The sequence below is a fragment of the Parahoeflea alexandrii genome, from assembly GCF_024105735.1.
Classification (GTDB): domain Bacteria; phylum Pseudomonadota; class Alphaproteobacteria; order Rhizobiales; family Rhizobiaceae; genus Hoeflea; species Hoeflea alexandrii.
Genome location: NZ_JAAAML010000001.1, coordinates 1,509,433 through 1,525,205, shown reverse-complemented (window position 1 = coordinate 1,525,205; position 15,773 = coordinate 1,509,433). Strand labels below are relative to the sequence as shown.

The following is a 15,773-nucleotide window of genomic DNA, read 5'->3' as shown; positions in this document are numbered from 1 at the left end:
ATGGGAATGATTACTCACCAGGCGCAAGGACGTCGACCCCGTCGATATAAGATGCCCACCCCGATGTGAGCAATGCGTCCGTGAAAATTCTGTCGCTGGCGCCTGCCGAGCTCGGAGACCTCCCAGGCTTCAAAGCTCATCGCGAGAAAAGGCAGCCCAAAAACGCCAAAACCGGCCAGAAGGCCGGTTTTGCAGTCCTGTCCCGATCCATCGCAACCCGATTACTCGTCGCGGTAGACCTTCTCCCGCCGCTCGTGGCGTTCCTGCGCCTCGATCGACAAGGTGGCGATCGGCCGGGCGTCAAGCCGTTTCAGGCTGATCGGCTCGCCGGTTTCCTCGCAGTAACCGTAGGTTCCGTCGTCGATGCGCGCCAGAGCCGCATCGATCTTGCCGATCAGTTTGCGTTGACGGTCGCGCGCCCGCAATTCAATGGCGCGATCCGTCTCGGACGATGCGCGATCGGCCACATCAGGGTGGTTGGCACTTTCCTCCGCGAGATGGTCAAGCGTCTCGCGAGCCTCCTTGAGAATGTCATTCCGCCAGTCAATCAGCTTGGCCCGGAAATAGGCCTTCTGCTTGGCGTTCATGAAATCCTCGTCATCCGAGGGCACATAAGAGGAAAAATCGAAGTCTTCACTCATGACGATTCTCCCGGCTAAGCCATTCCGGGGGGTGTATAGCCAGACGGGGGCATTGGTACAAGCGGTAAAGTAGCGTTTCACGGCAATTTCATTGAACTGTCAAACTGTGCCAATGCGATGAAAAAAACCAGCTTTTACGCCTGAAAAGCCCCGAAATCCGGTCGCGATTCGGTGAAATCGAGCCAACTGACGCGAGCGGTCGGGCTACATCCGGCCAGACGCGATGAATGCTGCAGTGCACTTTGTGCTTTTGGTCAATTGAAGCACCGCCGCAAATAGCTACATTCACAAGATGAGCCCGGCACCCGATACGAATCTGCGTGTTTTCCTGGTCCGCCACGCCCACGCGGCATGGGGGCTTCCGGGCATGCGCGATTTCGACCGGCCGCTGGACGAGCGGGGCCGCGAGGAAGCCGCCCGCCTCGCCGCCGCCATCTCGGTCAACGGATTTGAACCCGATCTCGTACACTGCTCCAACGCCCGCCGCTGTATGGAGACATTCGAGATCCTGAATGCCAGCACGGGTGCCAATCTGAAGGTCGAGTACTCCGACGCGCTCTATGCGGCCAATCATGACGCCTATCTCGACCTGATCGCCGCGGCCGGCAACGACACCATCCGCTCACTGATGATCATCGGCCACAATCCGATGCTTGAGGACACCGCCCAGGCCCTGCTGCAGGACGATCCGGCAAGCTTCGAGACAGCGCTTGGCTCTGGCTTTCCCACCGCCGGGCTGCTGATCGTCGATTGCGGGCAAAGGGGCGTCAACGCCGTGCGCGGCGGCGCGAGCTTCGTCGGCCGGCTCTCCCCGGTCGACGCCTGACGGTCGAGGCCTGCCCCGGCTTTCACCGCTCCCGAGCGTCCCAACGCGGCAGCATCGCAATTGCCTTGCGTGCTTTTAATCGACCGGGCCATCTCCTATATCGATAAAAGCAATTCGGAGCAGTTTCCAACGTGTCATCGCCCATAACCAGTTTCACCGACGAGGCCCTGATTGCCTTTGACACGCTCGCGGACCGGGCAAGCAATCTGATCCAGCCAACGCTGAGACTGGGCGTTACCGGGTTGTCCCGGGCCGGCAAGACCGTTTTCATCACGGCACTTGTGCACAACCTGCTGCATGGCGGCCGCCTGCCGATGTTCGAGGCTGCCCATTCCGGCAGGCTGGCGCGCTCCTTTCTCGAGCCCCAGCCCGACGACGCGGTGCCGCGGTTTCAATACGAGGATCACGCCGCCCGCATGATCAGCGATCGCATCTGGCCCGACTCCACCCGCGCCATCTCGGAATTGCGGCTGGTCGTCGAGTATGAATCGGCCAGCGGCTGGAACCGTTTCTTTTCCGGCGGCCGTCTGTGCCTCGACATCGTCGACTATCCCGGCGAATGGCTGCTTGACCTGCCTTTGCTGGGCCAGGATTTCGCCGCCTTCTCGCTCAATGCCGCCTCGCTGGCCCGGTCCCCGGTGCGCGCCGATCTGGCTGCGCCCTGGCTCGAGAAGGCCGGCACCATCGATCCGCACAAACCCGCCGACGAGGCCGATGCGCGTGAGCTGGCCCGTCTCTTCACCAACTATCTCAGGGCCTGCAAGCAGGACGAACGGGCACTGTCGACGCTTCCACCGGGCCGGTTCCTGATGCCGGGCGATCTCGACGGATCACCTGCACTGACCTTCGCACCGCTGCCCAACCTGCCGGACACGCCCGCGCCAAAAGGCTCGCTGATGGCGATGATGGAGCGGCGCTACGAGAGCTACAAGTCTGTCGTCGTCAAACCGTTCTTCCGTGAGCACGTTGCCCGCCTCGACCGGCAAATCGTGCTGATCGACGCCATGCAGGCGATGAATGCCGGCCATGAGGCGGTCATCGATCTCGAGCGCGCGCTGTCGGATGTGCTGTCCTGCTTCCGCCCCGGCAGCGGCAGCCTGCTGACCAGCCTGGTCTCGCGCCGCATCGACAAGGTGCTGATCGCGGCCACCAAGGCCGATCACCTGCATCATGAAAGCCACGACCGGCTCGAAGCCATCGCCCGCCGCATCGTCGAGCGCGCCTCGAGCCATATCGGGTCGTCAGGCGCCGATATCGAGGTGCTGGCCATGGCGGCGGTCCGGGCCACCCGGGAGGCCACGGTCAGGCAGGATGGCGAAGAGCTTCCCGTCATCGTCGGCACTCCGCTTGACGGCGAGCGCATCAGCGGCGAGCTGTTCGACGGCAAGCGCAAAACGGCCATTTTTCCCGGTGACTTGCCAAAGAACCCTGATGCATTTTTCAAGGCGGTCGATGCAGCATCCAAACCACCGCTGCCCGACATCAACATCGTCCGTTTCCGCCCGCCACTGATCGAGGAAACCGAAAACGGCATCAAGCTGTCCTTGCCGCATATTCGCCTCGACCGGGCCTTGGACTATCTCCTGGGAGACCGCCTGGCATGACCACCGGCAATGACGCCAATTCCCCCACCCGCAAGCCACGGTCCTTCAGGGTGGATGAGCCGGAAGGCAAGACAGCTTCCGCACCATCCGGCGAAGAGCCCCGGACAAAGCAAAAACCGCGCAAGCCTGCGGCCATCCCCGTCACGGTTTCCATGACGATGGAGGAAGACGACCCGTTCCTGTCGCAGCCGGAAGAGCTTGACGGCCTGACCCCGCCACCCGCAAAACCCCGCCGCCGCCGGATGACACCGGGCAAGATCCTTCTGGCCAGCCTCGGCTTCCTTCTGGCCCTGGCCTTGGGCATCTGGACGGACGCTCTGATCCGCGACCTGTTCGAGCGCATTCCCTGGCTCGGCTGGGCCGCGATTGCGGCAGCAGCCATTGCCGCCGTGGCGCTGCTGGCGCTGATCATCCGTGAGATCATCGGCATCCGCCGCCTGGCCAAGGTCGCGCATCTGCGTGAGGCCGTCGCGGCAAAGTCCCGGTCGGCGACACCGAAGGAGGCCCGCGCGCTTGCAGGCGAAGTCTCGGCGCTGATCGCCGTCAATCCGCTCTCGGCTCGGGGCCGGAAGAACCTCGAGGCGCTCGATGACGAGATCATTGACGGCCCGCACTATCTGGCCTTTGCCGAACGCGAGCTGATGACGCCTCTCGACCGCCAGGCCCGGCAACTCACCGTCAACGCGGCCCGCCGGGTGTCCGTCGTCACCGCGGTCAGCCCGCGCGCCTTCGTCGATCTCGCCTATGTCGGCTTCGAGGCCATCCGCCTGATCCGCGCCATGGCCGAGCTTTACGGTGGACGGCCGGGCGCCATCGGCATGATCCGTCTGTTCCGCGATGTCATCGCCCATCTGGCCGTGACCGGCGCCATCGCCGCCGGCGACAGCCTGATCCAGCAGGTGGTCGGCCATGGCATGGCGGCGAAGCTCTCTGCCCGGCTTGGCGAAGGCGTGATCAACGGGCTGATGACAGCCAGAATCGGCATCTCGGCGATGGACCTGTGCCGCCCGATGCCGTTTGCAGCACTCAAGCGCCCCGGCATCGGTGACTTCATGTCGGACATCGCGGGCTTTGCCGGCAAGTCGGCGGGCAGCGGAAAAAGCACCGACGGGCTATGAATTTCCCCGAAACTGTGGATTAATCGGCGCCGATTACGGTCCATTAACCATTCTGGGTCACTTTCAGACCTCGTCTCCAGCCGCAACAGGTGTGACCATGTTCTCCAAGTTTCGCATCATCCCGCTTTGTCTTGCGGCAATCATCCTCTCCCCCGCCTCGCCCTCTGTCGCACGCGACAAGGATACGGTCTTCTTCGAATCCGTGGCCGGCGAGTGGAAGGGCCCGGGCGAAATCGTCGCCGGGAAATACAAGGGGACGAAATTCGTCTGCAATCTGAGCGGCGACCCGGTTCAGGGCAGCGCCGCGGGCATTTCGCTTGACGGTCACTGCCGTGTCGGCGTCTTCAACCAGAAAATGTCGGCGCTGATCACCCGCAAGGGCAAGACCTATACCGGCCGCTTTCTTGACGGCTCCGCCGGCGACGGCCTCGACATCGTTTCGGGCAAGATCAGCCGCGACCGCGCCGTCATGGCGATCAACCGCAAAACGCTCGACGGCGCCATGATCGCCCGCCTCCACGACGAGGAAACCATGAACGTCACCATTTCCGTCAAGGTCGGACAGGAAATGGTCCCGGTGATCGGCATGACCCTCAAGCGCGGCGCCCGCAAAGTTGCCTCCGGCATCCTGCGCTGAAGCCAGCCTGCCGGCCTAAGCCTCGTCCCGCCACCAGTCGCCGGTGCGGGTCAGCGCCTCGATCCCTTCGGAATCCACCTCGCTCGACCAGTCGGCCACGCTCTGCAGATTGACCACGGCCCGCGGCGCGATGTCGGCCAGCGGCACCATCACGAAGGCGCGCTCGGTCATCCGCGGATGCGGGACCGTCAGATCGGTATGGTCTGAGAGAAAATCGCCATGCAGCAGAACGTCGAGATCGATCGTCCGCGGCCCCCAGCGGTCGGTCCGCACACGGTCAAGCTGCAATTCGATATCAAGGCATACCCTGAGCAACTCGTGCGGATCGAGGGTCGTCTCCACCAGCGCGCAGGCGTTGTGGAACCATTCCTGGTCGGTCTTGCCCCAGGGCGGCGTCCGGTAAAGCCGTGACACGGTGCGGATCGAAACGTCGTCGCGCGCATCAAGCAGCTTGAGCGCCCGCGCCATGGTCCGGCGCGGATTGCCGATGTTGCCGCCGAGCCCGATCGCCGCAATGACCTTCTTCACCTCAGGCACGATGCTCGACCGTCACTTCAACATGGTCGAGGATGCCCGGAACCGCAGCGCTCGGCTTGCGCACCGTGATCCGGGCCAGACGGATCTGTGCAAACCGCGCCGTCAGCGCCCTAGCGATGTCCATCGCCAGCGCCTCGATAAGGTAGCGCCGCTTGCCGGTGACGATGTCCTCGATCACCTTGAACGCGATACCGTAATGTACCGTGCCCTCGATGTCGTCGGTTTGAAGCGAATCGCCCGGATCGACTTCCAGCTCGGCGTCGACGAAGAAGCGCTGGCCGAGGAACTCCTCCTCGTCATGCACGCCGTGGCGGGCGAAGAATGCGCAATTGGCAAGGCGGATTGTGTAACTGTCAGCCATGGCCGGGTTCCTTTTTGCGGCTGCTTTGAACCATCGCGTCGGCGACCGCAAGCCCGTCCTTGTTGAATGCCACATTGTGTACCCGAAACATCGCGGCACCGGCGAGCCTGAGCGCGACGCTGGTCGCAACGGTCCCGACATCGCGGTCCGCTGCCTCTCGCCCCGTCAGCCCGCCGATGAAGCGCTTGCGCGAGGTCCCCGCAAGCAGCGGCAGGCCGAGCGCATGCAGTTCCGCAAACCGCGCCATCAGTTCGAGATTGTCATCCGCGTCCTTGCCAAAGCCGAACCCCGGATCAAGCAGGATCCTGTCGTCTTCGATCCCCGCCTTCCGCGCAATCTCCAGCGACGTGGCGAACCAGAAGAACTGGTCTTCGACGAGATCGGGCAGACACTCACGTTCGCGGCCGGTATGCATGATCGCCACCGCGGCGCCGGCCTCGGCGGCAACCTGCGCCATCGCGGGCTCGCGCTGCAGCCCCCAGACATCGTTGATCATGTGCGCCCCGGCGGCGAGCGCCAGCCGCGCGGTCTCGGCGCGCCAGGTGTCGACCGAAATCAGCACATCGTCATGCCCGGCCAGCGCCTCGATCACCGGCAGCACCCTGCGCTGCTCTTCCAGTGCGCTTACAGGATCTGCGCCGGGCCGGGTCGATTCGCCACCGATATCGACGATATCGGCCCCCTCCCCGACCATCGCCAGCGCCGCCTCGACGGCGACGCGCGGATCAGCGTGCAGCCCTCCATCGGAGAATGAATCCGGCGTCACGTTGACAATGCCCATCACTCGCGCCCGGGGACCAAGGCCGATCACCCGGTCGCGGCCAAGGCGCAGAATGTTCGGGTCAAACACGGAGTCCGGCGGCAGTTGCATGGGGAAGGATCCTGTCACCTGTGGCAAATTGGCTTGCGCTTCCTGTTGCATGAGCCCGCTCCATGACGCAAGTTCGGGCTTCGTGTTTGTTAACGGGAGTCTGCAATGCGCCGCCTGGGCACCACTGTCACCGCCCTGACATTGCTGTGCGCATCCGCCATCGCGGTGGCGTCTGCACCGCTGATCAAGAAGACCTATTCCTACTTCAACATCTCCGGGCTGACCGGGGCCGATCTCGAGCGCGAACTGTCCAAACACGGACCGATGCTGGCGGAAACCGGCATCCGCCATCCCGGGGCCACCAAGATCAAACTCGGCGGATCGGTCGACTACAGGAATTCAGACGGCAGATGCCGCGTGCTCGACGCCAAGGTGACGCTCGAGACCCATCTCACCCTGCCGCGTTGGACTGACCGCAATCGCGCCAACCGCGAAACCGTGCTGGTCTGGGACACGCTGTCGTCCGACATCAAGCGCCACGAGGAGCGCCACGCCGAAATCGCCCGGCAGTATGCCCGCAAGCTCGAAAAGACGCTTGAAGCGCTGCATCCCGAGCGCAACTGCCAGCGGATGGAAGCCAAGGTCGACGCGACCAGCAAGCGGATCATCGAGGAACACGCCGCCGACCAGCAGAGGTTCGACCGGGTCGAAGCCGCAAGCTTCGAACGCCGCATGCTCAGAATGCTGCGTTTCAAGGCAGCCAAGCAGAACAACCGCAGCTGACCCCTGGTTCGCGGCAAGAAGCACCCGGTTTGCCGGCGGTCCGGCATCGACGCCTGAAGCGGACAGGAATCCCCCCGCTTCCATAAGGGAAGCTTTTCGGCATCAACAATCGGCAAAGTGAAACGACGCGCGCAAGAGCTGTCTGGCACAGCAAAGGCGCGTTTGCGGCAACTCTCGCTCAACTAAGCTTCGCCGAAGACCAAACAGTTCCACTATATGGACTAAGATTAACGCTGAACATCTCGCCAACTAAGGCGCACCCCAAGTTTCCACCGGGCATTACTTCCAATATTCGCACAAGCTTCATTGTATAAGAGTGTGCTTAAGGGGCAGTTTTCAGCATTTGATTCGGGTTCCCCGGCGCATGGATGTCACCTGACGGTCCTCCCTCGTCAGGTTTGATACCTGAGCGCCCATTGGCCCCGCTTTGCCGTAACGGGAAAGCGGGGCTCTTTTTGCGGTTTTTCCGGGAATGCTGCGCTGGGCCTGTGTCTTACTGGACGCCGAGCTTCTTCTGCAGGCTGGTCGACGATGTGGTGTACTGGAACACCATCTTCTCGCCCGGATGCGCCAGCCGCTTGACCGCCTGGGTCATCAGCGCGGCTTCGTGGAAGCCCGACAGGATCAGCTTGAGCTTGCCCGGATACCAGTTGATGTCGCCGATGGCGAACACGCCGGGAATGCTGGTCTCGAATTTCTCGGTGTCGACCTTGATCAGGTTTTCATGCTGGTTGAGGCCCCAGTCGGCAATCGGACCGAGCTTCATGGTCAACCCGAAGAACGGCAGCATCCGGTTGCAGGCAACCTCGACCTCTCCGTCGGGTCCCTTGATCGTGGCGCCCTCAAGCTGGCCGTTCTCGCCCTTCAGCCCGGTTACCTGGCCGACTTCGAACTTGATCTTGCCCTCTTCGCGCATCGCGAACATCTTGTTGACGCTGTCGGGAGCCGCGCGGAATTCGGGCCGGCGGTGCACCAGCGTCACCGATTTGGCCACCGGCTGCAGGTTCAGCGTCCAGTCGAGCGCCGAATCGCCGCCGCCGACGATCAGCAGATCCTTGTCGCGAAACTCTTCCATCCGGCGGACCGAATAGAACACGCTCTTGCCTTCATAGGCCTCGATGCCCGGCACCGGCGGCCGTTTCGGCTGGAACGATCCGCCGCCGGCCGCAATCACCACCGCATGCGCATGGAACAATTCGCCCTCGTCGGTCTCGACTTCAAACCGGCCGTTTTCCAGCTTGCGGAAGCCGGTCACCATCCGGTTGAAATGGAACTGCGGCGAAAACGGCGCAATCTGCTCCATCAGCTTCGAGGTCAGTTCCTGACCGGAAATCTCCGGCCATGCCGGAATGTCGTAGATCGGTTTTTCCGGGTAGAGCTCGGCGCACTGACCGCCCGGCCGGTCCAGAATGTCAATCAGATGGCACTTGAGGTCATAAAGGCCAAGTTCAAACACGGCAAACAGGCCAACCGGCCCGGCGCCAATAATCACGACATCGGTTTCAATCGGGGAAGTCATCGCAAAAATCCGGAAATCAGAGAAAAATCAGGCCTGCCGCTCGGGCACATGCACCACCAGACCGTCGAGTTCGTCACGCACCTTGATCTGGCACGAGAGCCGCGAGGTCGGACGCACATCGAAGGCGAAGTCCAGCATGTCTTCTTCCATCGCCTCGGGCGCGCCCACGGTCTCGGCCCAGACGTCATCGACATAGACATGGCAGGTCGCGCAGGCGCACGCCCCGCCACACTCGGCTTCGATGCCTGGAACAGAGTTGCGGATCGCGTTCTCCATCACAGTCGAGCCGTTCTCGGCATCAACATCGAAACGCGTTCCGTCAAAAGCGACGAGGGTGATCTTGGTCATTGCGGCCTCTGGCATAGTCTCGGGAGTAGGAGGCTTTCATACACGCTGGACTGTGTGAGGCAAGAATGAAAACCGCGCTGCGACAGTGATTCGCGGCATGGTATTCCAAAAAGCGGATTTCCCGGATGCAATCGGCCGGCGCCTCAGCGCATCAGTCCGACGATGAAGCTGTCAGCCTCGACCACCGCCTTGGTGAATGCGGCAATGGCGGCGGAATTGCCGGGTTCGGCTTCGATGGTGGCGGAGCAGCGCGCCACTTCGAATGCGCCCACGCCCTTGGCTGCGCCTGCAATCTTGTGTGCCAGTTCGGAGCGCGCGGCTTCCTTCATGTCACCAATCTGGGTCACTGCCTGGCGGGCCTGGCGGGCAAACAGCGCCAGCACTTCGGTTTCCAGCGCCTTGTCGCCACCGGTCTGACGCGCCAGATGGACGAGATCAATCGGCCGGCCGCCCGAGGGGCGCGGCGGGTGGGCGATTTCCTGGACTTCAAACGCGATACCGAGTGCCGCCATGGCGGTTTTTCCTTTCCTTCGACAACAGTTAAGTGAGTTTGGCGTCAACAGTCTCTAGAACCGGTAAACACGGGAGCGCCCCGGCTCCAAAAACTTGCCGGGATGGTTAACGACGCGTAAATGTGGCGTTTCATTGACGTTTGTGGCTCTTTTTGAGACACGCAATCGTTAAAAACCAGTGGATGCAGGGGCCATCCCACCGGTTTCATTTGTGAATTCGAGCCGTGTATGCCACTTAATTGATAGTTTAAGAGGCCGGAAAGCTGTTTTTCGGATCTCGTCGCGTGCCCGGACAGAGCGTGTTTTACCGCACCGGGGCCGCGAACAATGACGGGGCATGCGCAAACCCCGTTTGGAGTAATGAGGCTTGAGTGGCATGAGTAAGACACCAGCGGACAAGAGCATAGAAGACCAGACGTTCGAAGCGCTTGAAGATGCGCTGAAAATCGATCTGAACGACGACGGCCTGGGTGTTCTCGACGACGTTTCCCTGGACGAACTGGAAGACAAGGTCTCCAGCGCGGCCCGCGAACTCAAGAGTGCTGGAGCCACGCAACGCCAGTCAGCGCAATCGGCGAAGACTGCGCCGGGCGAAAACACTGCGCCCAAGACCCCCACCCCGCCGTTCACGCCGGCAGGCCCGATGGCCCCGGCCAACGACGACAGCCGCAAGAACACCGCCGGTTTGCTGCGCGCGCTCGAAAGCCGTTCAAGCCGCGGCGCGATCCGCAACGCCGCCCTGCTCTCGCTGCTGTGGGCCGTGGGCGTGCTCGGACTGGCAAACCTGCTCTACGCCCCGGCGATCTGGCAGATCCGCTCCGTCTCCGATCTGCTGGCAATGCCGGCGGCCATCGGCTTCCTGGTCGCAATCATCATTCCGATCCTCGTCTTCTTCGCGTTCTCGATCATGATGGCGCGCGCCCGCGAGATGCGCTCTGCCGCCCGCTCGATGGCAGAGGTTGCCCTGCGCCTCGCCGAGCCGGAAAACATTGCCGGCGACCGCATCCTGACCGTCGGCCAGGCCGTCCGCCGCGAAGTCTCCGCCATGAACGAGGGCATCGAGCGCACCATTGCCCGCGCATCGGAACTCGAGACCCTGGTCCATTCCGAGGTCAACGCGCTTGAACGCAGTTATTCCGACAACGAGATGCGCGTGCGCAGCCTGGTGCAGGAACTTGGCAGCGAGCGTGATGCGATCGTCAGCCACGCCGAGCGCATCCGCGCCTCCATCGCCGGCGCGCACGAGCAGCTCAAGGAAGAGCTGACCACGGCCAGCGAGGAAATCGCCACCCGGATCTCGACCTCCGGAGAGGCTTTCGCCCAGCTCATGGAAACCCGCGCCGCTGCCCTTCAGGAGCGGACCACCCAGACCAGCCGCGAGCTGGAGCAGCTGCTCGACGGCCGCACGGAAGCGCTCGTCACCACGCTCAAGACCTCCGGCGGCGAACTCACCGACGAATTCGACACCCGTCTGGAAATGCTCAACGTCCAGCTCAATCATCGCGGCAAGGCGCTGCTGGCCGAGTTCGAGACCCGGGCATCGACGCTCGACGCCAACACCGAGAAGCTCAACGCGGCTCTTGGCGAGCGCGCCCGCCAGCTCAACGAAACCCTCATCGCCCGCACCCGCGAAATCTCCGACAGCCTGTTTTCTGGCCAGCAGGCGATCTCCGCCGGTCTCGAGGAAACGCTGGCAGCCCTCAATTCCTCGCTCGACGAGAAGGGCTCGACCTTCAGCCAGGCGCTCAAGTCGAGCGCCGACGACGCGATCATGGACCTCGATCTGCGCTCCGGCTTCTTCGAGGAAAAGCTCGAATCCACCATCGGCCGCATCACCACGGTGTTCGACGAGCGTGTCGGCGAATTCACCTCCGCCTTCGACAGCCGCGCCGGCAATCTGGACACCAAGCTGTCAGAAAGCCTGTCGCAGATCAACGAGACGCTCAATGGCGGCACCAACGCCATGGACGGCATCCTCTCGGCCAGCCTCGAGCGCATCGGCGCCACCCTGGCGGACCGCAGCCAGGCGCTGGAAGCAACCCTCGGCACCGGGGCCGAACGGATCGAGAATTCGGCATCGGCAGTCTCCGAGCGCATTGAAGCCACCAGCGCAAGCGCAGCCGAGCGCCTTGAAGCCAGTGCCGAAGGCCTGGCCCAGCGGATCGAAGCATCGACCGGCAGCGCCACCGAACGGCTTGAGACAACGGCCACAAGCGCCGCCGATCGGGTTGAAACCACGGCCGCAAACCTTGCGGAACGGGTCGAAACGGCATCGAAGAGCACTGCCGAACAACTCGAAGCCACGGCCACGAGCCTCACCGAGCGCATGGACACGACTGTTCTCGATCGCACCATCGCACTGGAAATGGCGCTGGCAAGCGGCGCCGAGCGTATCGAGGCCTCGACGAGCAACGCGGCGGAACGGGTGGAAACCTCCACCAGCAGCGTTGCCGAGCGGGTGGAAACGTCGACCCGCAATGTCACCGAGCAGATCGACAGTACACTGGCAAGCCGCACCGAAGCTCTTGAAAGGGCTCTGGAAGCCGGCGCCGAGCGCATTGACAGCAGCTTGAGCGAGCGCTCCACCGCATTGTTCGGCTCGATCGCTGAACACGCCGACGCGCTGGATCTCCGGCTCGCCGAGCGCGCCAACTCCTTCGGGACCGCCATCACCCAGTCGACAGAGGCAATGGACGGGCTGCTCAACGAGCGGACAAGCGCAGTGCAGGCAAGCCTGTCGGAAGCCTCGGAGCGTCTGGCGGCCACGCTCGATGTCGAAGGCCAGCGCTTCGCGGAACTCTCGAACGCGGCATCCGAACGGGTCGACGCCAGCTTCCTCAAGGGCACCGACCATATCAACGAACGCCTGACGACAATGAACAACATGCTCGGGATCGGCCTCGATTCCGTGTCCAAGACCATCGAAGGCAAGGCAACCGGCCTCGCGGCGAAACTGCGCGAAGCCGTGGCTCAGGCCGCCACCGAACTCGACGCCGAGGCCCTCAAGGCGGGCGACGCGCTGCAGTCGGTCGGCACCGGATTTGCCGGGCGCATGGATGAACAGGCCCGCAACTTCGTCGAGCGGCTCGACAGCCACGTCGATGAGCGCACCGCCGATCTGGCGGCCCACGCCGAGAACATCGCCAACCGCATTTCCAACGGCGCAACCGAACTGCGCAGCGAAGCCAGCCGCATCAGCGAACTGGTCGAGCGCGTCGGCGAGACCGTCGGCAAGCAGGCAGACGCCATTTCCGGCACGCTGGACGCCACCGAGAGCCGCTTCACCGCCCAGGCCGAAGCCCTGGCTTCGCGGCTGGAAAAGGAAACTGGCGCCATCTCGAACCGGCTTGGACAGACCGCCAGCGAGCTGGTCTCGACCCTCGACGAGAAGACCAGCACGATCGATGCCCGCCTTGCCGAATCCGGCAAGAAACTGGTCGACCAGACCGGCTCGCTGGGCACGGCGCTCGACCAGAAGGCGGTCTCCATCATCCAGCGGCTGGTGGAAGCCGAGCAGGCAATGGACGTCCGCGCCACATCGGTCCACTCGACCCTCGACGAGCGCACCCGCGAGCTCAATTCGATGCTGGCAAGCCGCTCCGCCGAACTGTCCCGCGTCATCGACGAGCAGGCACGCCCGCTGGTCGACCGCTATGCCGCAAGCGGCGAGGAGTTCGCCAACCGCCTGACGGAAGTCACCCAGAACTCGACCGATCGCCTGCGTGCCGAAAACGCAGCCCTGATCAACGCCATCACCAATCGCACCAGCGAGACCCTGTCGGCCCTCGAAACCGTCAACCAGAGCCTGAGCAGCAGTGTCGGCTCGCTGCTTGACCGTCTGGGCAGCAGCAACGAGGAAATCTCGAGCGTCGTGGCCAAGGCCGCAAGCACGCTGGGCGAGGCCAACACGCAGTTGAGCCAGACCTCCGGCGAGATCTCCTCGTCGACAGAAAAGGCGGCCGAGCTCTTGTCCGGGTCGGCCCGCCTGCTCGACGGCAAGGTCGAACGGCTCACCGACATTTCCAGCCGCACCCTCAACCAGGTGGGCGCCATTGCCGGTCGGTTCGACGATCATTCCAAGGTGCTCGCTTCCGCCTCCGACCTTCTCGGAGCGGCGCAATCCAACCTCGCCACCACGCTCGAGGAACGCCGCGAGGCGCTGCAGGCGCTGTCACTGGGACTGGTCAACCGTTCCGAACAGATCGAAGCCACGATGCACTCGCTCGAAGAGATCATCGAGAAGGCCTTCGACGGTGCCGAGGAACTTTCCAGGCGCTCCGCGATGCGGCTTGAAGGCGGCCTGCGCAATGCCGCTGAAAATGCCGGCAAGCTGATGGGCGAGACCGAAGAACGGGCACATGTTGCCGCCGGACTGATGCGCGAAAGCATGCGCGAGGCCGTCGAGGACGCCGACAAGCTGCTCGGCAAGACCGAAAACCGCGCCCACTCGGCGGCCGGCACTGTCCGCCACACCGTTGGCGAGGCCGTCTCCGAGGCCGACAAGCTGCTCAGCCAGACCGAAAGCCGGGCGCAGGCCGCGGCCGGAACAATGCGCGAAAGCGTTCGCGAAGCCATCGAGGACGCGATCTCGCGCTTCTCGGGCGCCACCGAGGAGATCCGCCAGTCCGCTTCCAGCATCCGCAAGGAACTGGAAGACACCAGGGGCGAACTCAAGCGCGGCGCCTTTGACCTTCCCGAGGAAACCCGCGAAAGCGCCGCGGCAATGCGCCGTGCGGTCGCAGACCAGATCAAGGCGCTGCAGGAACTCTCGCAGATCGTCGGCCAGTCCAGCTACCGCGCCGAAGTCAGCGAACCCGCTCCACGCCCTGCCCCGCGCGCGGCAGCCCCGCAGCCTGCTCCCGCACCGGCGCCTCAACGCGCGCAGCGGCGTGATCCGGCGCCCGCGCCGCGCCCCGAGCCTCAGGCCCAGCGCGCTCCGTTGCGCGGCAGCCTCGAGCCCGCCGGAGCCGCGCCCGCCAAGAGCGAAGGCTGGGTCAGCGACCTGCTGCGCGGTGCCTCCCGCGAGGAGAACACCCCTGCACCGGCGCCGGTGGCCAGCAAGACGCCCGAGCGCAATCCGCGCCATGTCGTCGAATCGCTCAACTCGCTGTCGGTCGACATCGCCCGCGCGATCGACCACGACGCCTCGGTTGACCTGTGGCGCCGCTACCAGCGCGGCGAGCGCGACGTCTTCACCCGAAGGCTCTACACGCTCAAGGGTCAGCAGACCTTCGAGGAGATCAAGAACAAGTATGGCCGCGAACCGGAATTCCGCGATGCCGTCGACCGCTACATCGCCGATTTCGAGAAGCTGCTGTCCGATGTTGCCCGCAACGACCGCGACAACATGATGACCCAGACCTATCTCACGTCCGATACCGGCAAGGTCTACACCATGCTGGCCCACGCCAGCGGCCGTTTCGGACGGGACTGACACCCGGATAAGTCAGACGATCTCAGCGACCGGACAGACACCAAGAACCCCGCCACCGAGCGGGGTTTTTTCTGTTGAGGGCCGCAACGAGATTGCCATTCGCCAAGTGGTTTGCGCGCGGATTTGTCACCTCAGAAGCACGGATCACACTCGATGTGGTGTCTGTACCCAGGATGTTCGAGGAGTGTCAGAGCGCCATAGGCGAAACCCAGCCAGAGTATGGGAAGGAACAAGACCAACACGATCGATACTGCGGCCAACTGCCCCTGGATACCTAGCCTCGTCGAACCGCATTTGAGAACCGCGAAAAGAACCCCCGCCGCAATCGCAATTGTCAGGACGGGCACCCAAAGCACATGGGCATAGATTTCCAGAACCAGATGGAATGGTGTGTCAGTGTGAACCTGCATCGTGGGGGGCTTCCGTCTGCAATCTGTTCAAAACGGGATCATCCCGAAAAAACCTTCGCAGGCATGAATGATCCTGGCGAGAGCAGCGGTTGCCGGAGCCCCGTGCTGCCAATCCGGAACGGCGACGGGCAGTGTCATTTTGTCTCGCCCCTATCCCCCCAAATGCGGCGTTTTGCCTTCGTGCAGGCCTTCATCCGCCGTGCAAGAAACCTACATCCCGGTTACACCTATT

The 15,773-nt window shown here is 63.3% G+C and carries 13 protein-coding genes; 6 read left to right on the top strand and 7 right to left on the bottom strand.

Annotation, left to right across the window (positions count from 1 at the left end):
- Positions 1-221: 221 nt before the first annotated feature.
- A complete protein-coding gene (gene dksA / locus GTW23_RS07025) occupies positions 222-641 on the bottom strand; it encodes an RNA polymerase-binding protein DksA (protein ID WP_152008430.1) in 420 nt (139 codons plus the stop codon).
- Positions 642-933: 292 nt separating this feature from the next.
- Here dksA and GTW23_RS07020 point away from each other — a divergent pair, with 292 nt between their 5' ends.
- The 4 genes from GTW23_RS07020 (at position 934) to GTW23_RS07005 (ending at position 4,826) form a co-directional block, all read left to right on the top strand.
- The gene (locus GTW23_RS07020; RefSeq protein ID WP_152008429.1) at positions 934-1,467 is read left to right on the top strand and encodes a SixA phosphatase family protein; all 534 of its coding nucleotides are present in this window, start codon (positions 934-936) and stop codon (positions 1,465-1,467) included.
- A 131-nt stretch (positions 1,468-1,598) separates the two neighbouring features.
- Positions 1,599-3,071, top strand: coding sequence for a YcjX family GTP-binding protein (locus GTW23_RS07015; protein WP_252915196.1), 1,473 nt, complete (start codon positions 1,599-1,601; stop codon positions 3,069-3,071).
- Entirely contained in the window at positions 3,068-4,189 is a 1,122-nt protein-coding gene (locus GTW23_RS07010; RefSeq protein ID WP_252915195.1) for a YcjF family protein, read from the top strand. The genes GTW23_RS07015 and GTW23_RS07010 overlap by 4 nt, the downstream gene beginning before the upstream one ends.
- A gap of 97 nt (positions 4,190-4,286) precedes the next feature.
- Positions 4,287-4,826 (top strand): hypothetical protein, encoded by a 540-nt coding sequence (locus GTW23_RS07005; RefSeq protein ID WP_152008426.1) that lies wholly within the window; start codon positions 4,287-4,289, stop codon positions 4,824-4,826.
- 15 nt (positions 4,827-4,841) lie between these two features.
- Here GTW23_RS07005 and folK read toward each other — a convergent pair whose 3' ends face one another.
- Genes folK through folP form a run of 3 tightly spaced genes read right to left on the bottom strand, consistent with a single transcriptional unit; the run spans position 4,842 to position 6,595 of the window.
- Positions 4,842-5,363 carry a 2-amino-4-hydroxy-6-hydroxymethyldihydropteridine diphosphokinase gene (folK, locus tag GTW23_RS07000; protein WP_267661620.1) on the bottom strand — a complete coding sequence of 174 codons (522 nt, stop codon included), beginning with the start codon at positions 5,361-5,363 and terminating at the stop codon, positions 4,842-4,844.
- Positions 5,356-5,724, bottom strand: a complete 369-nt coding sequence (folB, locus tag GTW23_RS06995; RefSeq protein ID WP_252915194.1) for a dihydroneopterin aldolase — start codon at positions 5,722-5,724, stop codon at positions 5,356-5,358. The genes folK and folB overlap by 8 nt, the downstream gene beginning before the upstream one ends.
- A complete protein-coding gene (gene folP, locus GTW23_RS06990) occupies positions 5,717-6,595 on the bottom strand; it encodes a dihydropteroate synthase (protein ID WP_252915193.1) in 879 nt (292 codons plus the stop codon). The genes folB and folP overlap by 8 nt, the downstream gene beginning before the upstream one ends.
- 105 nt (positions 6,596-6,700) lie before the next feature.
- On the opposite strand from folP, the gene GTW23_RS06985 reads away from it, so the two are divergent.
- Positions 6,701-7,318 carry a DUF922 domain-containing Zn-dependent protease gene (locus GTW23_RS06985; RefSeq protein WP_152008422.1) on the top strand — a complete coding sequence of 206 codons (618 nt, stop codon included), beginning with the start codon at positions 6,701-6,703 and terminating at the stop codon, positions 7,316-7,318.
- 493 nt (positions 7,319-7,811) lie between these two features.
- On the opposite strand, the gene GTW23_RS06980 is transcribed toward GTW23_RS06985, so the two are convergent.
- From GTW23_RS06980 to GTW23_RS06970, 3 genes are all read right to left on the bottom strand, one after another.
- Positions 7,812-8,837 carry an NAD(P)/FAD-dependent oxidoreductase gene (locus tag GTW23_RS06980; RefSeq protein ID WP_152008421.1) on the bottom strand — a complete coding sequence of 342 codons (1,026 nt, stop codon included), beginning with the start codon at positions 8,835-8,837 and terminating at the stop codon, positions 7,812-7,814.
- Between the two features lie 27 nt (positions 8,838-8,864).
- Positions 8,865-9,185, bottom strand: a complete 321-nt coding sequence (locus GTW23_RS06975; RefSeq protein ID WP_252915192.1) for a 2Fe-2S iron-sulfur cluster-binding protein — start codon at positions 9,183-9,185, stop codon at positions 8,865-8,867.
- Between the two features lie 143 nt (positions 9,186-9,328).
- Positions 9,329-9,697 carry an Hpt domain-containing protein gene (locus GTW23_RS06970; RefSeq protein ID WP_152008419.1) on the bottom strand — a complete coding sequence of 123 codons (369 nt, stop codon included), beginning with the start codon at positions 9,695-9,697 and terminating at the stop codon, positions 9,329-9,331.
- 376 nt (positions 9,698-10,073) lie between these two features.
- Here GTW23_RS06970 and GTW23_RS06965 point away from each other — a divergent pair, with 376 nt between their 5' ends.
- A complete protein-coding gene (locus GTW23_RS06965) occupies positions 10,074-15,131 on the top strand; it encodes an apolipoprotein A-IV repeat region-like domain-containing protein (RefSeq protein ID WP_252915191.1) in 5,058 nt (1,685 codons plus the stop codon).
- Positions 15,132-15,773: the final 642 nt, after the last annotated feature.